The sequence below is a fragment of the Ramlibacter cellulosilyticus genome, from assembly GCF_014297465.1.
Lineage (GTDB): Bacteria > Pseudomonadota > Gammaproteobacteria > Burkholderiales > Burkholderiaceae_C > Ramlibacter > Ramlibacter cellulosilyticus.
On record NZ_JACORT010000007.1, the window covers coordinates 302732 to 319722 of the forward strand.

General features: G+C 69.0%; 12 protein-coding genes. 7 read left to right on the forward strand and 5 right to left on the reverse strand.

All coding sequences use genetic code 11. The annotated features are described in order from the left end of the window. Window positions 1-43: 43 nt before the first annotated feature. Genes H8N03_RS17585 through H8N03_RS17595 form a run of 3 tightly spaced genes read left to right on the forward strand, consistent with a single transcriptional unit; the run spans window position 44 to window position 3781 of the window. Window positions 44-1684 carry a peptide chain release factor 3 gene (locus tag H8N03_RS17585; RefSeq protein ID WP_255428265.1) on the forward strand — a complete coding sequence of 547 codons (1641 nt, stop codon included), beginning with the start codon at window positions 44-46 and terminating at the stop codon, window positions 1682-1684. A 58-nt stretch (window positions 1685-1742) separates the two neighbouring features. Then, on the forward strand, window positions 1743-2966 hold the full coding sequence (locus tag H8N03_RS17590) for a S41 family peptidase (protein ID WP_187077503.1): 1224 nt from the start codon (window positions 1743-1745) through the stop codon (window positions 2964-2966). 11 nt (window positions 2967-2977) lie between these two features. Beyond that, a complete protein-coding gene (locus H8N03_RS17595) occupies window positions 2978-3781 on the forward strand; it encodes an HAD-IIB family hydrolase (RefSeq protein WP_187077504.1) in 804 nt (267 codons plus the stop codon). A gap of 96 nt (window positions 3782-3877) precedes the next feature. Here H8N03_RS17595 and H8N03_RS17600 read toward each other — a convergent pair whose 3' ends face one another. From H8N03_RS17600 to H8N03_RS17615, 4 genes are all read right to left on the reverse strand, one after another. After that, window positions 3878-4687, reverse strand: a complete 810-nt coding sequence (locus H8N03_RS17600) for a gamma-glutamyl-gamma-aminobutyrate hydrolase family protein (RefSeq protein WP_187077505.1) — start codon at window positions 4685-4687, stop codon at window positions 3878-3880. Next, a complete protein-coding gene (locus H8N03_RS17605; RefSeq protein WP_187077506.1) occupies window positions 4687-5454 on the reverse strand; it encodes a gamma-glutamyl-gamma-aminobutyrate hydrolase family protein in 768 nt (255 codons plus the stop codon). The genes H8N03_RS17600 and H8N03_RS17605 overlap by 1 nt, the downstream gene beginning before the upstream one ends. An 87-nt stretch (window positions 5455-5541) precedes the next feature. Continuing rightward, a complete protein-coding gene (locus H8N03_RS17610) occupies window positions 5542-6504 on the reverse strand; it encodes a Bug family tripartite tricarboxylate transporter substrate binding protein (protein ID WP_187077507.1) in 963 nt (320 codons plus the stop codon). Window positions 6505-6606: 102 nt separating this feature from the next. Further along, window positions 6607-7653: a histone deacetylase family protein gene (locus H8N03_RS17615; RefSeq protein WP_187077508.1), complete on the reverse strand. Its 1047-nt coding sequence runs from the start codon at window positions 7651-7653 to the stop codon at window positions 6607-6609. Window positions 7654-7782: 129 nt separating this feature from the next. On the opposite strand from H8N03_RS17615, the gene H8N03_RS17620 reads away from it, so the two are divergent. Together H8N03_RS17620 and H8N03_RS17625 are read left to right on the forward strand one after the other, a co-directional pair. Then, on the forward strand, window positions 7783-8343 hold the full coding sequence (locus tag H8N03_RS17620; RefSeq protein ID WP_187077509.1) for an outer membrane beta-barrel protein: 561 nt from the start codon (window positions 7783-7785) through the stop codon (window positions 8341-8343). Between the two features lie 178 nt (window positions 8344-8521). After that, the gene (locus H8N03_RS17625; RefSeq protein WP_187077510.1) at window positions 8522-9085 is read left to right on the forward strand and encodes an outer membrane beta-barrel protein; all 564 of its coding nucleotides are present in this window, start codon (window positions 8522-8524) and stop codon (window positions 9083-9085) included. A gap of 149 nt (window positions 9086-9234) precedes the next feature. Here the strand turns inward: H8N03_RS17625 and uvrA are convergent, their stop codons facing one another. After that, window positions 9235-15069 (reverse strand): excinuclease ABC subunit UvrA, encoded by a 5835-nt coding sequence (gene uvrA / locus H8N03_RS17630; RefSeq protein ID WP_187077511.1) that lies wholly within the window; start codon window positions 15067-15069, stop codon window positions 9235-9237. Window positions 15070-15241: 172 nt separating this feature from the next. On the opposite strand from uvrA, the gene H8N03_RS17635 reads away from it, so the two are divergent. Further along, the gene (locus tag H8N03_RS17635; protein WP_187077512.1) at window positions 15242-15550 is read left to right on the forward strand and encodes a hypothetical protein; all 309 of its coding nucleotides are present in this window, start codon (window positions 15242-15244) and stop codon (window positions 15548-15550) included. A 103-nt stretch (window positions 15551-15653) separates the two neighbouring features. After that, window positions 15654-16754 (forward strand): ABC transporter substrate-binding protein, encoded by a 1101-nt coding sequence (locus tag H8N03_RS17640; protein WP_187077513.1) that lies wholly within the window; start codon window positions 15654-15656, stop codon window positions 16752-16754. The last annotated feature ends 237 nt before the right edge of the window (window positions 16755-16991 follow it).

Sequence of the window (16991 nt, forward strand, 5' to 3'; positions counted from 1 at the left end):
GCCGTGCGTCCAAGCCCGGCCGTTTGCAATTCCGGAGCCCCCCTTGTCCGCCTCGCCCTTTGGCGCCGAAGTCCGGCGCCGCCGCACCTTCGCCATCATCTCCCACCCCGACGCGGGCAAGACCACGCTGACGGAAAAGCTGCTGCTGTTCTCCGGCGCGATCCAGATCGCGGGCGCGGTGAAGGGCCGCAAGGCTTCGCGCCACGCCACCTCGGACTGGATGGAGATCGAGAAGCAGCGCGGCATCTCGGTGGCCTCGTCCGTCATGCAGATGCTGTACCGCGACCACGTCGTCAACCTGCTCGACACGCCCGGCCACAAGGACTTCTCCGAAGACACCTACCGCGTGTTGACGGCCGTGGACGCGGCGCTGATGGTGATCGACGCCGCGAACGGCGTGGAAGCGCAGACGAAGCGCCTGATCGAGGTCTGCCGCCAGCGCGACACGCCCATCATCACCTTCGTCAACAAGATGGACCGCGAGGTGCGCGACCCGCTCGACATCCTCGACGAGGTCGAGCGCGAGCTGGGGATGCCGTGCGTTCCCATGACCTGGCCGGTCGGCAAGGGCAAGCTGTTCGGAGGCATCATGAACCTGCGCACGCAGGCGATGACGGTGTTCGAGTCCGGCAGCGAGCGCCGCCCGCAGGACTTCGACACGATCCCGCTGTCCGACGCCGCCACGCTGCAGCAGCGCTTCGGCCCCGAGTACGACGCCGCGGCCGAGAGCATGGAGCTCGCCACCGGCGCCTCGCCGGAATGGGACCACCCCGCTTTCCTCGCGGCGAAGCAGACACCCGTCTTCTTCGGTTCCGCCGTCAACAACTTCGGCGTCATGGAAGTGCTGGACGCGCTGGTGGACCTCGCCCCCCCGCCGCAGCCGCGCAAGAGCAACGCGACGGTGAACCGCCAGGTGGTGGAGCGCACGGTGCAGCCGGACGACACCGCCTTCTCCGGCGTGGTGTTCAAGGTGCAGGCCAACATGGACCCGTCGCACCGGGACCGCATCGCCTTCGTGCGCATGGCGTCCGGCAAGTTCACGCCCGGCATGAAGCTGAAGGTGCAGCGCACGGGCAAGGAACTGCGGCCCACCTCGGTCGTGACCTTCATGTCGCAGCGGCGCGAAGCGGTCGACGAGGCGTACGCGGGGGACATCATCGGCTTCACCACGCACGGCGGCGTGCAGCTGGGCGACACCATCACCGACGGCTCGGTGAGCCTGCAGTACACCGGCCTGCCTTTCTTCGCGCCGGAACTGTTCCAGGTCGTCGTGCTGAAGAACCCCCTGCGCACCAAGCAGCTGCAGCAGGGGCTGGAGCAGCTCGGAGAGGAAGGCGCGATCCAGGTGTTCCGGCCGGAGGTCGGCGGCCCCATGCTGCTGGGTGCCGTCGGCCAGCTGCAGTTCGAGGTGGTGCAGCACCGGCTGAAGACCGAGTACGACTGCGACGTGCGGCTGGAAAGCTGCCCGTACACGGGCGCCCGGTGGATCACGGCGGACACGCCGGCCGAGCTCAAGGCCTTCACCGACGCCTATCCCCAGCGCCTCGCGCTCGACGCGGCGAACGCGCTCGCCTTCCTGTGCACCTCGCCGTACGACGTGCGCCTGGCGCAGGAACGTTTCCCGAAGATCCATTTCCACCTGTTACGCGAACACGCGGGCCTGGCGCTGCAAAGCGCCTCGTGAGGCGTCCCTCCCCGCGCGCGGCGTGGCGATAATGCGCCGTCGACGGGAGAAGCACACCATGAAGAAGCACGCCCTGTTCCGTTCCCTGGCCGCCTGCGCGACGGCCGCCTGGCTGCTGGCCGGCTGCGGCGGCGGGGGAGGCGACGGCGGCGGGTCCTCCACCCTGGGGCCGCCGCCTTCGGCGCGCTTCGGTGCCTCCACCCAGTTCGAGGGCATCTGCGACCTGCCGACGCAGAAGCGCTTCGTGCGCTCGTACCTCGACGAGGTCTACCTCTGGTACAACGAAGTGCCGGAGGTGAACGCCGCCGCGTACAGCAACATCCCGGATTACTTCAACGCGCTGCTGGTGCGCACGCCGGACGCCAACGGCCAGCCCAAGGACCGCTTCAGCGCCGTGCTGCCGGCCTCGCAGGCCAGCGACGTGCTGGCGCAGGCCGCCCTGCAGTTCGATGCCACGCAGCTGCTTTCGGCGGGCACCGGCACCTTCGTGCCGCTGGTGTTCACCGACAGCACCGGCAGCGGGCGCCGCTTCGGCTACATCCAGTTCACCGACCACGACGTCGGCGCGCAGGACCAGCTGATCGCCGCCTTCCAGCAGGTGCGCGACGCGGGCGCGCAGGACCTCGTGCTGGACCTGCGCCGCAACTCCGGCGGCTTCCTCTACATCGCGCTGACGGCCGCTTCCATGGTCACGGGCCCCGGCAGCAGCGGGCAGGTGTTCGAGCGCCTGCGCTACAACGACAAGCGCACGGCGGAAAGCAACGCGAGCACGCTGTTCTTCTCCAGCACCGTGCAGTTCGCGGAGACCCAGCACCCGGTCGGCAGCCCGCTGCCGCAGCTCGGGTTGCCGCGCGTGTTCGTGCTCACCACGGGGCAGACCTGCTCGGCGAGCGAGTCGATCATCAACGCGCTGCAGGGCATCGGCGTGCAGGTGGTCCGCATCGGCACCACGACCTGCGGCAAGCCTTACGGCTTCCGCCAGAAGAACAACTGCGGCTGGGCGTTCTTCCCCATCGAGTTCCAGGGCACCAACGCGAAGGGCTTCGGCGACTACACCACCGGCTTCCGGCCGACGTGCGAGGTGCAGGACAACGCCACGGCAGGCGCCGGCAGCGCGTCCGACCCGCTGCTCACCGCGGCGAAGTTCTACATCGACAACGGCCAATGCCCCGCCGGCACGGCCACGGGCGGCCTGCAGAGCGCCGCCACGCCGATCACGACGCAGGAAAGTCCGCGACGTCCCGCCTGGGCGGGTCGCCTGCTGCGGCCGGACCAGCGTTGAGCCCGCGCCCCATGCAGCCGCTGGCCACCTGGCCGGCGCAGGACCGCGCCGGGATCGCCGGCGTGCTGACCGACATCGACGACACGCTCACGACGGAAGGCGCCGTGACGCCCGACGTGCTGCAGGCGCTCGCAGCGCTTGCGGATGCGGGGCTGCACGTCATCCCCATCACCGGCCGTCCCGTGGGCTGGAGCGAACCCTTCGCTCTGGCGTGGCCGGTGGATGCGATCGTGGCCGAGAACGGGTCCGTCGCTCTCACGCGCGAAGGCGGCAAGCTGCGCAAGCTGTACATCCAGGACGCGGCGGAGCGCGCCACGAACTACGCGCGCATGCAGGAGGTCGCCCGCCGCATCGTGCGCGAGGTGCCCGGCGCCACCCTCTCGCGCGACAGCGACGGCCGCGAGACCGACATCGCCATCGACCACAGCGAGTTCACGCACCTGCCCCAGGACGCGATCGACCAGGTCGTCGCGATCATGCGCAGCGAAGGCATGAACGCGACGGTGAGCTCCATCCACGTCAACGGCTGGTACGGCGGCCACCACAAACTGGCCGGCGCGCGCTGGGTCGTGCGCGAGCTGCTCGGGCGCGACCTCGATGCGGAGCTGCAGCGCTGGGTGTACGTGGGAGATTCGACGAACGACGTGCTGATGTTCGAACACTTCCCGCACAGCGTGGGCGTCGCGAACATCCGGCGGTTCGAGGCGCAGCTGGCGCACAAGCCGCGGTACGTGACGCCGTCGGAGCGGGGAGCGGGGTTCGCGGAGGTGGCGCGGGCGATTCTCGCGGCCCGTCATTCCCGGCTCGGTTCGTAGGCTGGGTTTCGCGCCAGCGAACCCCAGCGATCGCGCGGGGTTGCTGGGGTGCGCATACGCGCAACCCAGCCTACGGGCGGCGAGCGGGCCCCGGTTTCAGGCCACGATCGGCGTCAACGGCCTTTCCTTCACCCCCGTCCTCCTCGCCAGCCGCTCCCAGCACGCGCGCACGAACGCATTCATGATGCGTCCGTAGGCCGGGTGCCAGCGCCAGCCCCATTCCGGGTGGAACTGGAAGCCCCAGCAGAAGGAAGCCTCGTCGTGCCAGCGGAAGGCTTCCACGAGGCCGTCGTCGGCGTGCGCTTCGGCGACGAGGCCATCGCCGAGGCGGTTCACGCCCTGCGAATGCAGCGAGCTCGCGGGAAATCGGTGCATCCCCGTGATGCGCTCCAGCGCGCCGCCGGTCGTGCAGGTCACGAAGTGGCGCTCCACGTACTGCTCGTCCAGCGTTTCGTCCGGGTCCTCCCAGTGCTTCACCACGCCCGGCATGTCGCGCAGCCACTGGTGCAGGCTGCCGCCCATCGCGACGTTGATGTCGTGGCAGCCGTGGCAGAAGCCGAGGACCGGCACCTGGCGCGCGACAGCGAGGCGGATGAGCGGATGGGCGAGGTCATCGCGCTCGTGGTCGATCTCGAATTCCTCGCGCGCGGGCTCCTCGCCGAACAGGCGCGGATTCACGTTGGTGTCGGAGCCGCCCAGCAGGATGCCGTCCACGGAGGCAAGCATGGCTTCGACCCGCTCCGGCGGCACGCGCGGAAGGCAGACCGGCTGCAGGCCCATGTTCAGCAGCGTGCGCTGCCCCGCCTCGTCGACCACGGTGTACAGCTGCGTGTGCCCGGACGGGTTGGTGAGCTCGCGGTGGCTCGCCACCACCCAGACCAGCGGCACCGCGTGGGTCTCCGGCATCAATCCTCCTTCCGTTCGCGGTAGTCGCGGCAGGCCTGCGCAAAGGCTTCCAGCGTGCGCTGGTAGAACGGATGCTGGTCGTGGCGCCACTCGGGATGCCACTGCACGGCGTACGCGAAAGCACCGGCGCCCTGCACGCGCACGCCTTCCACCAAGCCGTCCGGCGCGCGCGCTTCGGCAACGAGGCCTTCGCCCAGCCGCTTGATGCCCTGGCCATGCAGCGAGTTCACGCGCGCGCGGGTGCCGCCGGCCCATTCGGCAAAGGCGCTGCCGGGTTCCAGCAGCACGTCGTGGCGCTCGGCGAACTGCACCGCGAGGTCCTCGTCCTCGGGTTCGCGGTGGTCCAGCATGCCCTCTTCGCCGTGCACCGACTGGTACAGGCTGCCGCCCAGGGCCACATTGATCTCCTGCAGCCCGCGGCAGACGCCGAACAGCGGCACCTCCTTGGCGAGCGCTTCGCGCACGAGGTGCATGGTGAGCTGGTCGCGGCGCGGGTCCAGCAGGTCGGTGCTCAGGGCGGTGGCGCCGAAGTGCGTCGCCTCCACGTTCGAGGGCGAGCCGGTGAGCAGCACGCCGTCGACGAGGGGCAGCAGGCAGGGGATGTCCTCCGCCTGCGCCATCGGGTACAGCACCGGCTGCAGCCCGAGCTGGGTGACGGCCAGCGCGTAGCGGTCCGCGAGCACGCTGTAGCCGCCGGGGTCATCCAGGTCCAGGTTGCGGTGGCAGGCTGGCAGCCACACCAGGGGCTTGTGGAATTTCTTGGGCATGGGCGTGGCCTCGCTGCCCATGGTGCCGCGCCGCGCGCGGCCGTGCTGGCCGCGGCGGCGCTTGCGCGCGTCGGACGGCGACTACGCTCAGTTCGGCTTGGCCAGCCCGAGCTTCTCGATCAGCGCCTTTTCGCGCGCGAAGGTTTCCTGCGCGAAGCGCGTGTACTGCGCGGAGTCCATGTAGATCGGCACCATGTCGTAGCCGGCCAGCGCGCGCTGGTAGCTCGGCTCCTCCATCGCCTGCTTGAAGGCGTCGTGCAGCTTCTTCACGACCTCGGGCGGCGTGCCACGCGGCGCGCCGATGCCGAAAGGCGAGTTCTGCACGACGTCGAGGCCCAGCTCCTTGAGCGTGGGCACGTCCGGGAACTTCTCCAGGCGCTTCTCGCCCCAGGTGTTCAGCACGCGCACCTTGCCGGCCTGCACCAGCGGCGCGAAGCCCGTGGAGTCGGCCATGGCCATGATGTGGCCGCCGCCGATGGCCGTCGCCAGGTCCGCGCTGCCCTTGTACGGGATGTGGTTCAGCTGGATGCCGAGCTTCTGGGCGATCAGCTCGGTGGTGAGGTGCGGGCTGGTCAGCGTGCCGGTGGAGCCGTAGCTCAGCTTGCCGGGGTTCGCCTTCGCGTACGCGACGAAGTCGTTCCAGTTCTTGAACGGGCTGTCCGCGGGCACCGCGATGCCGAAGGCATAGCCGGTGACGTTGATGACGTAGCTGATGTCCTTGACCGGATCCCAGTTGATCTTGGTCGTGTACGGCAGCCGGAACACGCCCAGCGGGATCTGCGCGAGCGTGTAGCCGTCAGGGGCAGAAGTCTGCAGCAGTTGCGCGGGCAGCGAGCCGGCGGCGCCCGGCTTGTTCTCGACCACCACCGGCTGGCCCAGGATCTTGCCGGCGTTGTCGGCGAGCTGCCGCATGGTGATGTCGGTGGGCCCGCCCGCCGGGAAGGCGATCACGAGCTTGATCGGCTTGGCGGGAAAGGACTGGGCTTGGACACCCAGGCTCGCGACCGCGAGGGTGGCGGCGGCGAGCTGGACGAGGTGGCGACGGCGCATCGGGACTCCTGGAGGGTTAGCGTCGAAAAACCCGTCCATTCCACCGCAGGCGCGTGCCGGCGCGCATCGGGAGTGTCCCGCGCCGCCGGTCGCCATGGTGACTCAGCGCGCGCGCTGGGCGAAACCTTCCAGGACGTTCACCGCGTTCACCCCGACTTCCGCCACGGCATACCCGCCTTCGAACACGAACAGGGTCGGCAGGCCCGCAGCCGCCAGGTCCTCGCCGATGCGCAGGTAGTCGTCGCCCGCCAGCGTGAAGCCCGCGATGGGATCGCCCGCGAAGGTGTCGAGGCCGAGTGACACGACCAGCGCTTCGGCCCGCCACGCGGCGATGGCCTGCAATGCGTCGGCCATCGCCTGGCGCCAGCGATCGAACCCGGTCCCGCGCGGCAGCGGCAGGTTGAGGTTGCACCCGAGTCCCGCGCCCGCGCCGCGCTCGTCCGCGTAGCCGAGGTAGTAAGGGTATTCCGTGTGCGGGTCGCCGTGCACGCTGGCGAAGAAGACGTCGGCACGCTCGTAGAAGATCGCCTGCGTGCCGTTGCCGTGGTGGTAGTCGATGTCCAGGACGGCCACGCGTTGCAGGCCGCCGTCGCGCAGGACTTGCGCGGCAATGGCCCCGTTGTTCAGGAAGCAGTAGCCGCCGAAGAAGTCGTGGCCCGCATGGTGCCCCGGCGGCCGGGTCAGGACGAAGGCGCAGCGCTCGCCTTGCAGCAGCGACCGCGCCCCGGCCACCGCGCAGGACGCGCCCTGGCGCGCCGCCTCCCAGGTGCCCGCGGTGATCGGCGACCCGGCGTCGTACGAGAACAGGCCCATGCGCGCCGGAAAGCTGGCCGGCAGCACGTCGCTGCGGAAGGTGCGGATCGGCCAGTAGGAAGGCAGGGCATCCCGCTCCGCGTTCGACGGGTCCAGCGCCACCCACTCCTGCCAGGCGGTCGACAGGAACTGCAGGTAGCGCGGCGCGTGGATGCGCTCGAACACCTCCAGGGGCGCGTCGGGCGCGCCCTGCACCGGACCGAGCCCGCGCGAGCGGACCTCCTGCAGCACGTAGTCCGCGCGGGCGGGCACCTCGAAGCAGGGCACCAGCTGCCCGCGGAACATCTCGTGGCGGCCGTGGTGCAGGGCGTGTCTATCGTTATGGAAAACGAGCATGCCCCATTGTGGCGCCAAGGCTACGCGGCGGCTTCCTGCCGTGTTGACGTTCCCGGCTCCGCCTGCGGACACTGGAGCAACCCTCTCCGGGGTGCCAGAACAAGCCCACCAACCATCCAAGGGAACGCAATGAAACGACTCGCCATCGCGGCCGCGGCCGCCCTCGCCATGCTGGGCACCGCCCACGCCCAGCAGTTCTCGATGTCCAATGCCTACGGTGAACTCGGGTACACCTTCCTGCACATCGATGGCGGCGACTTCTCGGTGCGCCCGCAGGCCATCCGCGGCATCCTCGGCTACGACTTCCATCCTTACCTCGGCGCCGAGCTGATGCTGATGGGCGGCGTCAACGACGACGACACCAACGTCGCGGTGTTCGGCGTGCCGACGAACGTGAACGTGAAGCTGGAACACTCCTGGGGCATCTACGCGAAGCCGAAGTACACCTGGAACAACCAGGTCGAACTGTTCGCGCGCCTCGGCTGGGCGAAGAGCAAGGTGAAGGCGTCCGTCTCCGCGCTCGGCCTGAGCAGCAGCGGCAGCGACAGCGACGACGACTTCTCCTGGGGCCTGGGCGCCAACTACATGTTCAACCCGCGCATGGGCGTGGGGCTGGACTACACCGTCTACTACGACAAGGGCGACACCAAGGTCGACGGCTGGTCCGTGAACTTCCGCTATCGCTTCTGAGGACGCCTCCCTGCCCTGCACAGGCCCGCCGCGCGCGGGCCTTCCTGTTTCCGTTCGTGCGGTGTTGCGCGGCCGACGCGCTTGCCCTTTCGTCCAATAGCCCCAGCGAGCGCGGCAGTCCGACACTGGTCCCGGCTCCCCTCCGAGCCCTTCCCCGAACGACCACAGGATTCCTGAAATGAAACGCTTGACTCTCGCGGCAGCTGCCGCACTCGTGGCGATGGGCAGCGCCCACGCCCAGATGATGATGCCGTCCGCCTCGCAGGTGTACGGCGAGCTCGGCTACACCTGGCTCAAGATCGACGCCGCGGGGACCAGCGGGCGCCCCTCCGCCATCCGCGGCATCCTCGGATGGGAGTTCCACCCCATGTTCGCGGGCGAATTCATGCTGGCCGGCGGCGTGAACGACGACAACAAGGGCGTGTCCGTCAACGGCGTGCCCACCAACGTCGAATTCGAGTTGAAGAACATGTACGGCCTCTTCCTGAAGCCGCGCTACCTGGTGCAGCAGGCGGAGCTGTTCGCGCGCCTCGGCTACGCGCACACGAAGGTGCGCGCGGCCTCGACGAACAACAACCTCATCCAGGGCCAGGACCAGAGCGACAACGACTTCGCCTGGGGCATCGGCGCCAACTACCGCTTCAACCCGCGCATGTACGTGGGGCTGGACTGGATGCGGTATTCGAACCAGAGCGGGCACAAGGTGGATGGGCTGACGCTGGGGTTCGGGTACCACTGGTAGGCGCCAACGCTGGGGTTCGCTGACGCGAAACCCAGCCTACCCATCCACGCGCGTACGCTGGGTTGCGCGAACGCGCACCGTAGGCTGGGTTGCGCGAACGCGCACCGTAGGCTGGGTTGCGCGAACGCGCACCCCAGCGAATCCGCGCGTCACCGCGCCAGCACCGGCGCCAGCACCTTCCCCGTATGCGTGCCCAGCCGCACCACCTCTTCCGGCGGTGCGGCCGCCACCACCTTGCCGCCGGCGGAGCCGCCGTCCGGCCCGAGGTCGATGATCCAGTCCGCTTCGGCGATCACGTCGAGGTCGTGCTCGATCACGACCACGCTGTGGCCGCCGTCCACCAGGCGGTGCAGCACGCGGATCAGCTTCTCCACGTCCGCCATGTGCAGGCCCACCGTGGGCTCGTCCAGCACGTACAGCGTGTGCGGCGCCTTCTGCCCGCGGCGCGTGACGTCGTCGCGCACCTTCGACAGCTCCGTCACCAGCTTGATCCGCTGCGCCTCGCCGCCCGACAGCGTCGGTGACGGCTGCCCCAGCGTGAGGTAGCCCAGGCCCACGTCGCGCAGCAACTGCAGCGGATGGCTGATGTTCGGCATGGCGGCGAAGAACTCCACCGCCTCGTCCACTTCCATCTGCAGCACCTCGCCGATGTTCTTGCCGCGCCAGGTGACGGCCAGCGTCTCCGGGTTGAAGCGCGCGCCGTGGCAGGCCTCGCAAGGCACCTTCACGTCCGGCAGGAAGCTCATGGCGATGGTGCGCACGCCCTGGCCTTCGCACAGCGGGCAACGGCCTTCGCCGGTGTTGAAGGAGAAGCGGCCCGGCCCGTAGCCGCGCGCCCGCGCCTCCAGCGTGTCCGCGAACAGCTTGCGGATGGTGTCCCAGAAGCCGATGTAGGTCGCCGGGCAGGAGCGCGGCGTCTTGCCGATCGGGGTCTGGTCCACCTCCAGCACGCGGTCGATGGACTGGTAGCCGTCCAGCGACTTCGCGCCCGCCCACTTCGGGCGCTTGCCGGCGGCGTCGGCATCGCGCCCCGCCTTGGTCGAGCGCTGCTGCACGACCGACTGCACGTTCTGCAGCAGGACGTCGCGCGCCAGCGTGGACTTGCCCGATCCCGACACGCCGGTGACGACGACGAGGCGCTTGAGCGGCACGTCGATGTCCACGTCGTCCAGGTTGTGCAGGTCCGCGCCCTTCAGGCGCAGGAAGCCCGTCGGCCCGGTCTCGGGCTGCGGCAGCGCGCTGGCGATCTGCGCCAGCAGCGAGCGCGGCTTCTTGCCCTTCACGACGGCCGCGGGTGTTTCCGCGACGGGGATGCCGATCGGCTCGCGGTCATGCATCGCGTCGACGAGGCGCCGCGGGCGCAGCGGATGCTTCATCGCGTGCAGCAGGTAGCGCCCGGTGAGCGAATCCTCCACCTGCGTCACTTCCTCCGCCGTGCCTTGCGCGATGACGCGGCCACCGCGCTTGCCGGCGCTGGGACCGATGTCGATGATGTGGTCGGCACGCCGGATGGTGTCCTCGTCGTGCTCCACGACCACCAGCGTGTTGCCCTTGTCGCCCAGCTTGTGCAGCGCGTCCAGCAGGATCTGGTTGTCGCGCGCGTGCAGGCCGATCGTGGGCTCGTCCAGCACGTAGCAGACGCCTTGCAGGTTGGAGCCGAGCTGCGCCGCCAGCCGGATGCGCTGCGCCTCGCCGCCCGAGAGCGTGGGCGCGCCGCGGTCGAGCGTGAGGTAGCCCAGGCCCACCTCCTCCAGGAATTCCAGGCGCGAGCGGATCTCGGGGATCAGGTCGCGGGCGATGCCCTGCTCGCGCACGCTCAGCGCGTCGCGCGTGGAGAGGCCTTCGATCCACTGGCGCACCTCGCGCACGGAGAGCGCCGCGATGTCGGAGATCGGCGTCTTGTCGAACAGCACCGCGCGGGCCTGCGCGTTGAGGCGCGTGCCGTGGCAGGTGGGGCAGGCTTCGTCCGAGACGTCTTCCACCTCCACTTCCGCGAAGGTCTGCTCGCGGCCCTTGTCCTCGCCGCCGGCGACGATGGTGTCGTCGAAGGCCTTGCGCTGCTCGCGCGTGAGCTTCACGCCGGTGCCGACGCAGTCGGGGCACCAGCCGTGCTTGCTGTTGTACGAGAACAGGCGCGGGTCCAGCTCGGGGTAGCTGGTGGCGCACACCGGGCAGGCGCGCAGCGTGGAGAAGACCTCCAGCTTGCCGATGCCGGCGTGCGTGGCCACGCCCTTGCTGAAGGCCGTGCGCAGCTCGTCGAGCGGCGCGAGCACGTGCACCACGCCCTTGCCATGTTCCAGGGCGAGCTTGAGCTTCTCGCGCAGCAGCGCCTCGTTGGCGGGCGACACGTCGAGGTCGCACACCGGCAGCTCGATCGTGTGTTCCTTGAAGCGGTCGATGCGCGGGAAGCCCGTGGTGGGCAGGAAGTTGCCGTCCACGCGCAGGTGGGTGTAGCCGCGCGGCCGCGCCCAGTCGGCGAGCTCCGTGTACACGCCCTTGCGGTTCACCACCAGCGGCGCGAGGATGCCGATGTGCTGGCCCCGGTAGCGCTTCATGAGCTGCGCCACGATGGAGTCGGGGTTCTGCGGCCGCACTTCCGCGCCCTCGTTCACGCAATGCTGGATGCCCAGCTTCACGTACAGCAGGCGCAGGAAGTGCCACACCTCCGTCGTCGTGCCGACCGTGGACTTGCGCCCGCCGCGCGACAGCCGCTGCTCGATTGCCACCGTCGGCGGAATGCCGTACACCGCGTCCACCTCCGGCCTCCCCGCGGGCTGCACGATGGAACGCGCATACGCGTTGAGCGACTCGAGGTAGCGGCGCTGCCCTTCGTTGAACAGGATGTCGAAGGCCAGCGTCGACTTGCCGGAACCCGACACGCCGGTGATCACGCTGAACTTGCCGTGCGGGATGTCGACGCTGAGCGACTTGAGGTTGTGCTCCTTGGCGTTGACGATCTGGATGGCGTTCGGCCTCGGCGTGGGGGCAGCTTCCAGTTTCGGCCGCGGCTCCGCCGCCACCGAGCCCAGCGTCGCGTCGTACTCGCGCAGCGCCAGTGCGGTGTGCGAAGTCGGATGCAGCTTCACTTCTTCCGGCGGCCCTTCGGCGACCAGCAGGCCGCCGCCGTCGCCGCCTTCGGGGCCCAGGTCGATCAGCCAGTCGGCCGCGCGGATCACGTCGAGGTTGTGCTCGATCACGACGAGCGAGTTGCCGGCTTCGAGCAGCTTGCGCAGCGCGCGCATCAGCTTGGCGATGTCGTCGAAGTGCAGGCCCGTCGTGGGTTCGTCGAAGAGGAACAGCGTGCCCTTCTTCGCCACGCCCTGGCGGCTCTGCGTGCTGGTACGCGCTGCTTCCGCGAGGAAGCCCGCGAGCTTCAGGCGCTGCGACTCGCCGCCGGACAGCGTCGGCACCGGCTGCCCCAGCTTCACGTACTCCAGGCCGACGTCGACGATCGGCTGCAGCGCGCGGATCACGTCGCGGTCGTTCGCGAACAGCGTCGCGGCTTCGCTGACGGTGAGCTCCAGCACGTCGGCCACGTTCAGCACGCGCGGCGCCACGGAGCCGATCGCCTGCCGCTCGATCGTCACTTCCAGGATCTCCGGGCGGTAGCGCTTGCCGTCGCAGTCGGGGCAGCGCAGGTACACGTCGGAGAGGAACTGCATCTCCACGTGCTCGTAGCCCGAGCCGCCGCAAGTGGGGCAGCGCCCGTCGCCGGAGTTGAAGGAGAACTTGGCCGCGGTGTAGCCGCGCTGCTTCGACAAGGGCGACGTCGCGAAGATCTCGCGGATCGCGTCCCAGGCCCCGACATAGCTCACGGGGTTGGACCGCGCCGTCTTTCCGATCGGCGACTGGTCGACGAACACCACGTCGCCGAGGTGGTCGGCGCCCAGCAGGCGGTCATGCTCGCCGGGCGTTTCCGTCGCACGCCCGAAGTGGCGCAGCAAGGCCGGCGCCAGGATGTCCTGCACCAGCGAAGACTTGCCCGAGCCCGACACGCCGGTGACCACCACCATGCGCTGCAGCGGGAACTCCACCGACAGGTCCTGCAGGTTGTGCTCGCGCGCGCCTTCCAGCACCAGGCGCGGCGTCGACTCCGTGACCGCCCGCTTGAAGCCCATGCCCACGTGCTTGCGCGCGCCGAGATAGGCGCCGGTCAGCGTCTCCGCCTTGCGCAGCTCGGACACGGTGCCGTCGAACACGACCTCGCCGCCCTTCTCGCCCGGGCCCGGACCCATGTCGATCACGCGGTCGGCCGCGACCATCACCGCGGGATCGTGCTCCACGACCACGAGCGTGTTGCCCGCGTCGCGCAGGCGGTGCATGGCCTGCGTGATGCGGTTCATGTCGCGCGGGTGCAGGCCGATGCTGGGCTCGTCGAGCACGAACAGCGTGTTCACCAGCGAAGTGCCGAGCGCGGTGGTCAGGTTGATCCGCTGCACCTCGCCGCCGGAGAGCGTGCGGCTCTGGCGGTCCAGCGTGAGGTAGCCGATGCCCACGTCCACCAGGTACTTCAGGCGCGTGTTGATTTCCTCGAAGAGCAGCTTCAGCGCCTGCAGCTCGCCGGCGCCCGCATGCGCCTCCGCTTCCGGTTCGACGCGGTCGAAGAACTTGCGCAGCCGATCGATCGGCATGAGCATCAGGTCGTGCACGGTCAGGCCGGGCAGCGACTCGAGCTGCTCGCGCGACCACTGCACGCCCACGGGCATGAAGCGCTTCGAAGGCTCCAGCACCGCGTCGGCGTCTTCCTTGCTCCCCAGGCGCCACAGCAGCGACTCGGTCTTCAGGCGGGCGCCGCCGCAGGTCTCGCACGGGGTGTAGCTGCGGTACTTGGACAGCAGCACCCGGATGTGCATCTTGTACGACTTGCTCTCGAGATACTCGAAGAAGCGCTTCACGCCGTACCACTGGCGGTTCCAGTTGCCCTCGCGGTAGTTGGGCGCGCCGTGGATGACCCAGTTCTTCTGTTCCGGCGTGAGCTTGGACCACGGCGTGTCGCGCGGGACACCCGCGGATTCCGCGTACTTCATCATGTCGTCCTGGCATTCGGACCAGGCCGGCGTCGTGAACGTCTTGACGGCACCCGCGCGCAGCGTGAGCTTGTCGTTCGGGATCACGAGCCCGTAGTCGACGCCGATGACGCGGCCGAAGCCGCGGCACACCTCGCACGCGCCCACGGGCGAGTTGAACGAGAACATCGACGGCACCGGGTCCGTGTAGCGGATGTCGGAGTCGGGGGAGTGCAGGCCGGTGGAGAACTTCCAGACCTCCTTGTCCTCGTCATCGCCCGCGTACACCGACAGCCGGCCCGCGCCGCGCCGCAGCGCGGTCTCGATCGCCTCGATCGCGCGCACCTTCTCCACGCCCTGGATGCGGAAGCGGTCCGCCACCACGTCGAGGATCTTGCGCGGGCCCGTCACCGTGGAAACTTCACGCTCCGCCTGCACGCGCGTGAAGCCGCTCGCTGCGAGCCACTGTTCCACTTCCTCGGCGGTCGTGCCGCCGGGAAGTTCGACCGGGAACGTGACGACCAGGCGCGGGTCGCCGGCCTTCGTGCGTTCCATCAGCTGCTCGTAGATGGTCTCGGGCGTGTCGTGCCGCACCTGCAGCGCCGTCTGCTTGTCGAACAGCTGCGCCGCGCGCGCGAACAGCAGCTTCAGGTGGTCGTTCAGCTCCGTCATCGTGCCGACCGTGGAGCGCGACGACCGCACCGGGTTGGTCTGGTCGATGGCGATCGCCGGCGGCACGCCTTCGACGCGGTCGACGGCGGGCTTGTCCATGCGCTCCAGGAACTGGCGCGCATAGGCGGAGAAAGTCTCGACGTAGCGGCGCTGGCCTTCGGCGTAGAGCGTGTCGAAGACCAGGCTGGACTTGCCGGAGCCGCTCGGACCCGTCACGACGGTCAGTTCGCCCGTGCGCAGGTCGATGTCGAGATTCTTGAGGTTGTGCTGTCGGGCGCCGCGGATGCGGATCGTGCCTTGGGACATGGAGAGAGGGCCTTCCGGAGACAAGGCCGAACATTCTAGGGAGGGGTGCACTGCCGTGCCGCCCGGCTGGGCCATATCCCTGTCCTACGACGGGCATCGGTTTCGTCCTACAAGCTCAGCATTGGTCGGCCTCCTATCGTGGAAGTCCCTCCTGCCCCGACGCCTTTCCCCCATGGCCGCCTGGTCCAGCTGGCTCCACAGCAACCCCTTCGAATGGCAGTTCCGCGCGCCTCCCGCCGGGGTGGAGAGCATTCGCGAGCAGCTGCTCGCCGTCCTCGACGACTGCCAGGGTTTCGAGGTCGACCGGGTGCGCTGGCGCCTGCACATGGCCGAACGCCCGCAGGAGCTCTGGCTGCTGCGGGATGCGGTCTTCCAGGTGATCGCCAGCCAGCATTGCCAGGCGCAGGCCATCGAACGGATCCAGGGCCTGGTGCCGGCCTTCCGGCAGGTGTTGCCGGCACGCCTCGTCGGCCCCGCTTAACCCTTTCAACGTACGGGCTAACACCTTTCCTCAAGGCTGAGTAGGCACCTACACTGGCGCCGAACGTGCCGTCGAGCACGCCCCCCCCTCCGAGGAGACTGTCGTGAAGAGAATCGTCGTCGCGGCGCTTGCCGCGCTCGCGCCTGCCTGGGCGCTGTCCCAGATCGTCATCGGCCAGACGGCCGGCATCACCGGCATCGTCGCCGCGGGGGTGAAGGAAACCACCGACGGCGCCAAGCTCTGGATCGATTCCATCAACGCCAAGGGCGGCGTGAACGGCCAGAAGATCGAACTGCTGTCCATGGACGACAAGTTCGATCCCAAGCTCGCCGTCGCCAACGCGAAGGTGCTGGTCGAGGAAAAGAACGTCACGGCCCTCTTCCTCGTGCGCGGCACCCCGCACAGCGAAGGCATGATCCCGCTGCTGGAACAGCACGGCGTGCCGCTGATCGCGCCGTCCACGGGCGCCATGTCGCTGCACAACCCGGTGCGCAAGCACGTGTTCAACGTGCGCGCGACCTACCAGCGCGAGGCCGAGAAGGCGGTGACGCACCTGCAGACCATGGGCGTCACGCGCATCGCGGTGATCTATGCCGACGATTCGTTCGGCAAGGACGGCCTGGAGGGTGCGCAGAAGGGCTTCCAGAAGGCGGGGTTCCAGCCGCTGGCGGTGATCAAGGCCGACCGCCTCAAGCCGGATTTCACGGCGATCATCCCCGAGGTCACGAGCAAGGAAGCCCAGGCGATCGTGTGGATCGCGTCGGGCAACGCGGTGGCCGACGGCGTGAAGGCGCTGCGCGCCGCCAAGTCGGCGGCGCAGGTGGTCACGCTGTCCAACAACGCGTCGAGCGGCTTCGTGAAGAGCCTGGGCGAGAACGCGCGCGGGGTGGTCGTGACGCAGGTGTTCCCGTACGAGCGTTCGTACGCCTACGGCTTCATCAAGGAAGCGATGGCGCTCGCGAAGCAGAAGAACACCGAACTGACCCCGGCCATGCTGGAAGGCTACGCCGCCGCCAAGGTCCTCGTCGAAGGCCTCCGCCGCGCCGGCCCGAACCCGAACCGCGCCAAGCTGCAGGCCGCGCTGGAAAACATGCGCAACTTCGACATCGGCGGCCTGGAAGTCAGCTACGCGCCAGACGACCACACCGGCCTGGACTTCGCGGATCTGTCGATCATCGGGCAGGACGGGAAGTTCAAGCGCTGACCGCGTTCCGGTCATTCCCGCGCCCCTCTTTCGTCATTCCCGCGAAGGCGGGAACCCAGGGCTCCCCAGAGAAAGCGGCCAACGGCCGCTTTTTCACTTCTGGAAGCCCTGGGCCCCGGCGGTCTCAACCGGTCAATGCAACATCATGGATGTTGAGAGAGAGAGGACCGGAATGACAGCAAAGAAGGATCGAGGACTCGCGCCGGAGCACGCCGCGGAAATGTGGCGTCGGTGGAA

Coding starts and splice junctions, on each gene's coding strand:
- H8N03_RS17590 (WP_187077503.1), top strand. CDS start 1,743: ATGAAGAAGCACGCCCTGTTCCGTTCCCTGGCCGCCTGCGCGACGGCC.
- H8N03_RS17595 (WP_187077504.1), top strand. CDS start 2,978: ATGCAGCCGCTGGCCACCTGGCCGGCGCAGGACCGCGCCGGGATCGCC.
- H8N03_RS17600 (WP_187077505.1), bottom strand. CDS start 4,687: ATGCCGGAGACCCACGCGGTGCCGCTGGTCTGGGTGGTGGCGAGCCAC.
- H8N03_RS17605 (WP_187077506.1), bottom strand. CDS start 5,454: ATGCCCAAGAAATTCCACAAGCCCCTGGTGTGGCTGCCAGCCTGCCAC.
- H8N03_RS17610 (WP_187077507.1), bottom strand. CDS start 6,504: ATGCGCCGTCGCCACCTCGTCCAGCTCGCCGCCGCCACCCTCGCGGTC.
- H8N03_RS17615 (WP_187077508.1), bottom strand. CDS start 7,653: ATGCTCGTTTTCCATAACGATAGACACGCCCTGCACCACGGCCGCCAC.
- H8N03_RS17620 (WP_187077509.1), top strand. CDS start 7,783: ATGAAACGACTCGCCATCGCGGCCGCGGCCGCCCTCGCCATGCTGGGC.
- H8N03_RS17625 (WP_187077510.1), top strand. CDS start 8,522: ATGAAACGCTTGACTCTCGCGGCAGCTGCCGCACTCGTGGCGATGGGC.
- uvrA (WP_187077511.1), bottom strand. CDS start 15,069: ATGTCCCAAGGCACGATCCGCATCCGCGGCGCCCGACAGCACAACCTC.
- H8N03_RS17635 (WP_187077512.1), top strand. CDS start 15,242: ATGGCCGCCTGGTCCAGCTGGCTCCACAGCAACCCCTTCGAATGGCAG.